Origin of the sequence: Microbacterium sp. HMWF026 (genome assembly GCF_003061325.1) — a bacterium.
Lineage (GTDB): Bacteria > Actinomycetota > Actinomycetes > Actinomycetales > Microbacteriaceae > Microbacterium > Microbacterium testaceum_E.
Map to the genome: position 1 here is coordinate 1 of NZ_QAJB01000041.1, position 6,598 is coordinate 6,598.

Annotated in this window: 8 protein-coding genes; 7 read left to right on the forward strand and 1 reads right to left on the reverse strand. The window is 68.1% G+C overall.

The genetic code is table 11. From position 1 onward, the window contains the following. From DBR36_RS17480 to DBR36_RS01760, 4 genes are all read left to right on the forward strand, one after another. The coding region (locus DBR36_RS17480; RefSeq protein ID WP_375136042.1) for a sensor histidine kinase at positions 1–288 on the forward strand (288 nt) is incomplete at its 5' end. Further along, positions 285–887: a response regulator transcription factor gene (locus tag DBR36_RS01750; protein WP_108317300.1), complete on the forward strand. Its 603-nt coding sequence runs from the start codon at positions 285–287 to the stop codon at positions 885–887. The genes DBR36_RS17480 and DBR36_RS01750, both read left to right, overlap by 4 nt. A 152-nt stretch (positions 888–1,039) precedes the next feature. After that, positions 1,040–1,888: an ATP-binding cassette domain-containing protein gene (locus DBR36_RS01755; protein WP_258222507.1), complete on the forward strand. Its 849-nt coding sequence runs from the start codon at positions 1,040–1,042 to the stop codon at positions 1,886–1,888. Continuing rightward, a complete protein-coding gene (locus DBR36_RS01760; protein WP_108317302.1) occupies positions 1,885–2,763 on the forward strand; it encodes an ABC transporter permease in 879 nt (292 codons plus the stop codon). The genes DBR36_RS01755 and DBR36_RS01760 overlap by 4 nt, the downstream gene beginning before the upstream one ends. Before the next feature lie 3 nt (positions 2,764–2,766). Here the strand turns inward: DBR36_RS01760 and DBR36_RS01765 are convergent, their stop codons facing one another. After that, positions 2,767–3,177 carry a RidA family protein gene (locus DBR36_RS01765; protein WP_108317303.1) on the reverse strand — a complete coding sequence of 137 codons (411 nt, stop codon included), beginning with the start codon at positions 3,175–3,177 and terminating at the stop codon, positions 2,767–2,769. Between the two features lie 354 nt (positions 3,178–3,531). Here DBR36_RS01765 and DBR36_RS01770 point away from each other — a divergent pair, with 354 nt between their 5' ends. The 3 genes from DBR36_RS01770 to sucD all read left to right on the forward strand — a co-directional run bounded on the left by DBR36_RS01770 (position 3,532) and on the right by sucD (position 6,456). Beyond that, entirely contained in the window at positions 3,532–4,122 is a 591-nt protein-coding gene (locus tag DBR36_RS01770) for a hypothetical protein (protein ID WP_108317304.1), read from the forward strand. Positions 4,123–4,370: 248 nt separating this feature from the next. Continuing rightward, the gene (gene sucC, locus DBR36_RS01775) at positions 4,371–5,534 is read left to right on the forward strand and encodes an ADP-forming succinate--CoA ligase subunit beta (protein WP_108317305.1); all 1,164 of its coding nucleotides are present in this window, start codon (positions 4,371–4,373) and stop codon (positions 5,532–5,534) included. Between the two features lie 19 nt (positions 5,535–5,553). Next, positions 5,554–6,456 (forward strand): succinate--CoA ligase subunit alpha, encoded by a 903-nt coding sequence (gene sucD / locus DBR36_RS01780; protein ID WP_108317306.1) that lies wholly within the window; start codon positions 5,554–5,556, stop codon positions 6,454–6,456. The last annotated feature ends 142 nt before the right edge of the window (positions 6,457–6,598 follow it).

A 6,598-nucleotide genomic window follows, 5' to 3' on the forward strand; every position in this document is an offset into this window, starting at 1 on the left:
GTCGACGCCCCCGCGGACGTGCTCGGGCCGGTCGTCCGCGAGTCCACGACGAATGTGCTCAAGCACGGCGGCGGGGTGTCGGCATCCCTCTCTCTCGCCCGCCACGAGGGGGCGTGGGTGCTCGTCGTCGAGAACGACGCCCGCGGCGCGTCGTCGCCGGTGGGCGACGGCGCCGGGCTCGCGGGGATCGCCGAGCGCGTCGGAGCGGTCGGAGGGACGATGGATGCCACCCGCCCCGGCGACCTCTTTCGACTGACCGTCCGCGTGCCCGAGGGGGTCTTCGCATGATCCGCGTGCTCATCGCCGACGACGAGGACATGATCCGCACGGCCCTCGCCGCCCTGCTGCGGCTCGAGGACGACCTCGAGGTCGTCGCCGAATGCCGCGACGGCGAGAGTGCGCTCGCCGAGGCCGAACGCCTGCGCCCCGACGTGTGCCTGCTCGACCTCGAGATGCCCGGTCTCGACGGGGTCGACACCGCCGCGCGCATCTTGCGGCGCGTGCCGTCGCGCTGCGTCATCGTCACGCGCCACGCTCGTCCCGGCGTGCTGCGGCGCGCGCTCGGCGCGGGCGTCGACGGATTTCTGCCGAAGTCCCGACCCGCGGATGACGTGGCCGCGGTGATCCGCGAGGTCGCCGCCGGGCGCCGCTACGTCGACCCCGAGATCGCCGCCGACGCGCTGAGCGACGAACGCAGCCCCCTGACCGACCGGGAGCTCGACGTGCTGCGCGCGGGGGCGCGGGGGCAGACGGTGGCCGAGATCGCTTCCGCGCTGCATCTGTCTGCCGGGACGGTGCGCAATCACGTGTCGTCGGTGCTCGGCAAGCTGGGGCTCGCGAGTCGGCAGCAGGCGACGATCCACGCGCGGGAGCGGGGGTGGATCTAGGGGTGAAGTGGCCTCGCTCTCGGGTGAAGCCCGGCCGGAGACGCATGTGCACGTGATTCGCTGAGGGGCGTACCTCGCCCCTTGCGAATCGAAGGAACGTCGTGTCCATTCAGGTAAGCCGCCTCCGCAAGTCCTACGGCTCCATAGAGGCCGTGAGAGATCTGTCCTTCGACGTCCCCACCGGCTCGCTCTTCGCCTTCCTCGGCGCGAACGGGGCGGGCAAGAGCACCACCATCGGTTGCATAACGACAACCCTGGCCCCGACGTCCGGCACGATCCGCGTCCTCGGGCGCCATGTGTCCACGCAAGCCGATGAGGTGCGACGGAGCATCGGCGCCGTCTTTCAACAGTCCCTTCTCGATCCGCTGCTCACCGTTCGCGAGAACCTCGCCCTGCGTGCCGACTTCTACGGCCTTCGTCGGCGAGATGCCGCCGGACGCATCTCGGAGCTGGCGGAACTGATCGCGCTCGACGAGTTCCTGGATCGTCGGTACGGCGTGTTGTCCGGCGGGCAGAAGCGCCGCGCGGACATCGCGCGGGCGATCATCCACCGACCGGGTGCCGTCTTCCTCGACGAGCCGACGGCTGGTCTGGATCCGCGGTCGCGTGAGCAGATCTGGAGCGCCATCGCCCAGCTGCGCGCAGACCACTCGACCACGGTCTTTCTCACCACGCATTACATGGAAGAGACCGAACGGGCCGATCGGGTGTGCATCATCGCGCGAGGTGAGGTCGCGGCTGAGGGTTCTCCGGCGGAACTCCGTTCCCGGTTCAGCCGCAGTGTTCTGACGATGCGAGTCGCTGACGTGAGCTCGTTCGTCGCCGCACATCAGCACCGAGGACTCGTCATGGAAGCTGCCGGCGACACGGTGCGCATATCCATCGACGAGATCGACGAGGCGAGGGCGATTCTCGCCTCGCCAGACGTGACGGATTTCGAGTTCCGCCACGGGACCATGGATGACGTTTTCCTCGCTGTGAGTGGGGAGCGGGTCGCATGAGGGCAGTCGCCATGTTGACGGGCCGCAACCTGCTGTTGTTCGTTCGAGACCGCGCCGGAGTCTTCTTCTCCCTGCTGTCCGTCCTGATTCTGATCGCCTTGTACGCCCTCTTTCTGGGCAATCTGCAGGTCGACAATCTCGTCGAGCGGTTCCCGAACGCCGACGCCGCTGACATTCACTGGTTCGTGGGGGCATGGGTCCTCGCGGGAATCACGATGATCACCACTCTCACGACGGCTCTGGCATCGCTGTCGGTCTTCGTGGACGATCGCGCGAGCGGACGCTTCGTCGACATCCTGATTTCACCTATCCGCCGCGGCGAGCTCATCGCGGGTTATCTGCTGTCGAGCTTCGTGATCTCGGTCACGATGAGCGCTCTGGTCGTGGTGGTGGGGCAGGTGTATCTGCTCAGCCAGGGTGGCGGGATGATGCCGTGGGGACGCATCACGGAAACGCTCGGTTACGTCGTCCTCTCGAGCGCCGCCTTCTCCGCCCTGTCGAGTTTCGCCGTCACCTTCTTGCGCAGCTCCGCAGCCTTCTCCGCTCTCTCCACGGTCGTGGGCACCATCATCGGATTCCTCGCCGGAGCGTACATCCCGGTGGGAACCTTCCCCGACGCCGTCCGCGACGTCATCAACTCTCTGCCTTTCGCGCAGGCGGCCATGCTCATTCGCGGACCGATGACGGCTGAAGCCCTCGCGGCCCTGACCGACGGGCAGGCAGACGCTTCGAAAGCGGTCGAGGCGTTCTACGGAATCTCGGCGGACGTGGGCGGTCTCGAGGTCGATTCCGTCTTCGCCGTCGGTCTTCTCGCGGTGGTGCTGGTCGTGTTCGCCGCCCTCGGAGCGCGTCAGCTGCGGCTTCGCATCCGCTGAGACTCAGCGGTCGACGACCGCCGCGACCGCCTCGATCTCTACGAGCTGGTCGTCGTAGCCGAGCACCGTCACGCCCATCAGCGTGCTCGGCACGTCGTGATCGCCGAACGCGTCGCGGACGACCTCCCAGGCCGTGACGAGATCCGCTTGACGGGTGGATGCCACGAGCACGCGCGTGCTGATCACGTCGGTGATCTCGGCACCCGCCGCTCGCAGCGCGCCCGTCATAGTCTCGATGCACTTCGCCGCCTGCGCCGCATAGTCGCCGATCCCGGCGGTGGAGCCGTCGTCGTCCAGGGGACAGGATCCGGCGAGGAAGATGAATCGGGCACCCGCGGGCGCGGTGGCGGCATAGGCGTACTCGGCGGCGTCGGATAGAGCGGACGCGCGAATGAGAGTGACGGCGGAGGTCATGCGGGTCCTTCGAGGTCGAGGGAGTGAGGGGGCGTGCCCGCGAGCGACGGCGAGCGTCGGCGCCCCGGTCGTTTCATCATCCGATGGTCGCATGTGCCGCCGGGCGGAGGATGTGATCGACTTCGGGTCCCGTGGGAACCGAGGCCGGGCGAACCGTGAGCTCCCGATCGTCCCCGTTCAGGCCGTAGCGGAACACGATCCGATCGAGGTTGCTGCGTCCGCCGTCGGGACCCCCGGGTATCGGCGTGACAGCAGTCTGAGGCTCGAGCCCCCGGTCATTAGCGTAGACAACGCACCTCCCGGATCGAAGGTGTCCGGCCGTTCTTCGCGGAACGCGCACTCTGGAGGACGGATATGACACACGGGCGCGACTCTCGTCGGACGTCGGGTGCGACGGCGCATCGGCGACGTCCGGGGGTAGCGCTCGCCGCGCTGTGGATCGGGATCGTCGCCCTCGTGCTCGGGGTGCTTCTCGTGGTGCCGTATCTCGTCCGCGGGCCCCTGGTGGTCCTGCCGATCGCGGTCGTCGTCCTCGCCGGCGTCGGCGTCGGCCTCGCCGTTCGCGCGCGACGTCACGCGGCCCCCGCTCCCGCGGCGTCCGGCGCCATGGCATCCGCTGTCGTCGCTCTGCTCGGTGGGGCTGTGCTGCTCGCGGTCTTCTTCACGTCTCTGGCGAGTCTCGGTGTAGACCACGTCGAAGCGCGCGGCCAGGGACCGAAGAACATCACCGCGGTGTTCTCGAGCGATGGTCAATCGCGCGAGTTCACCTGGGACGGCGACGGCTTCGCACAGGTGGCTACCAAGGGCCCCTGGGCAGAGGTGACCGTCACGGCGCCCGCCGACAGCGCGGATCAGAACGTCAGCTGCCAGCTCGAGTGGAACGACGAGCTCGTGGTCGAGAAGTCCGGCAGCGGCAGCGTCACCTGCCGCTACGACCGAGGCTGAACCGGTCCGACGCTCCCGGAGCGAGCGCGGGTCGCGCGGCGTTCGAGCGCGCCCACCGACGCTTCACCGACACACGGAACGGGCTCGCGTCCTTGTGCGCGTTCCGCACGGCATCCCTCCCATCCTTCGTACGGGGGAGGGGCGGGGGGTTTGACCCCGGTCGGGTAGGGTTGTCCACTGGCGAAGATCTCTTGATATCGAGAGAGTTCGCCTCCTCCCACCACCGATCGCCCAGCGAAGGATTGTCCGTGGATCTCTACGAGTACCAGGCACGTGATCTGTTCGAAAAGTACGAGGTGCCGGTGCTCGCCGGCATCATCGCCGACACCCCTGAGGAGGCGAAGGCGGCCGCGGAGAAGCTCGGCGGTGTCGTCGTCGTCAAGGCTCAGGTCAAGACCGGAGGCCGCGGCAAGGCCGGCGGCGTGAAGGTCGCCAAGACCCCCGACGAGGCGTTCGAGGCGGCCCAGGCCATCCTCGGCCTCGACATCAAGGGCCACGTCGTCAAGCGCGTCATGGTTGCCGCCGGTGCCCGCATCGCCAAGGAGTTCTACTTCTCGGTGCTGCTCGACCGCGCCAACCGCTCCTACCTGTCGCTCTCGAGCGTCGAGGGCGGCATGGAGATCGAGGAGCTCGCCGTCGAGCGTCCCGAGGCGCTCGCGCGCATCGAGGTCGACCCGCTCGAGGGCATCACCACCGAGAAGGCCCTCGAGATCGCCAAGGCCGCGAAGTTCGACGACGAGCTGGCCCCCAAGGTGGCCGACGTCTTCGTCAAGCTCTTCAACGTCTACAAGGGCGAGGACGCCACCCTCGTCGAGGTGAACCCGCTCATCCAGAGCGAGGACGGCGACATCATCGCCCTTGACGGCAAGGTCTCGATCGACGAGAACGCCGGCTTCCGCCACCCCGACCACGAGGCGCTCGAAGACAAGGACGCCGCCGACCCGCTCGAGGCCAAGGCCAAGCAGCACGACCTCAACTACGTCAAGCTCGACGGTCAGGTCGGCATCATCGGCAACGGCGCGGGTCTGGTCATGTCGACCCTCGACGTGGTCGCGTACGCCGGCGAGAAGCACGGCGGCGTCAAGCCCGCCAACTTCCTCGACATCGGCGGCGGCGCCTCGGCGACCGTCATGGCCGCCGGTCTCGACGTCATCCTGGGCGACGAGCAGGTCAAGAGCGTGTTCGTGAACGTCTTCGGCGGCATCACCTCGTGCGTCGCTGTGGCCGAGGGCATCGTCAAGGCCCTCGAGATCCTGGGCGACACCGCGACCAAGCCGCTCGTCGTCCGTCTCGACGGTAACCAGGTCGAAGAGGGCCGCGAGATCCTCGCCTCCGCCAACCACCCGCTCGTCACCCTCGCCGCCGGTATGGACGAGGGCGCCGACAAGGCCGCCGAACTGGCCAACGCGTAAGGGATAGGGAAACAGAACCATGTCGATCTACCTCAACAAGGACTCCAAGGTCATCGTCCAGGGCATCACCGGCGGTGAGGGCACCAAGCACACCGCCCTCATGCTCAAGGCCGGCACCCAGGTCGTCGGTGGCGTGAACGCCCGCAAGGCCGGCACCACGGTCTCGCACAAGGATGCCGCCGGCAACGACGTCGAACTGCCCGTCTTCGCGTCGGTCGAAGAGGCCATCCGCGAGACCGGCGCCGACGTGTCGATCGCGTTCGTGCCCCCGGCCTTCACCAAGGACGCGATGGTCGAGGCCATCGACGCCGAGATCCCCCTGCTGGTCGTCATCACCGAGGGCGTGCCCGTCGGCGACACCGCCGAGGCCTGGGCCTACGCCAAGTCCAAGGGCGAGAAGACCCGCATCATCGGCCCGAACTGCCCCGGCATCATCACCCCCGGTGAAGCGCTCGTCGGCATCACCCCCGCGAACATCACCGGCAAAGGACCCATCGGCCTCGTGTCGAAGTCGGGCACCCTCACCTACCAGATGATGTTCGAGCTGCGCGACCTCGGCTTCTCGACCGCCATCGGCATCGGCGGCGACCCGGTCATCGGCACGACGCACATCGACGCCCTCAAGGCGTTCGAGGCCGACCCCGAGACCAAGGCCATCGTCATGATCGGTGAGATCGGCGGAGACGCCGAAGAGCGCGCCGCCGCCTTCATCGCCGAGAACGTCACCAAGCCCGTTGTCGGCTACGTGGCCGGCTTCACCGCTCCCGAGGGCAAGACCATGGGCCACGCCGGTGCCATCGTCTCGGGCTCGGCCGGTACCGCACAGGCGAAGAAGGAGGCCCTCGAGGCCGCCGGCGTCAAGGTCGGCAAGACGCCGTCCGAGACCGCGTCGCTGATGCGCGAGATCATCGAAGCGCTCTGACGTTTCGCCTTCGGGGCCCGGATGCCATGGCATCCGGGCCCTTTCGCGTTCCCGGTGCCACGGGGCGTTGAGTGTCCAGGAAACGCCGCATCGCGCGGCGGGCTCACGGCGTTTCTTGGACACTCAACGGGGGGGCGTGGGG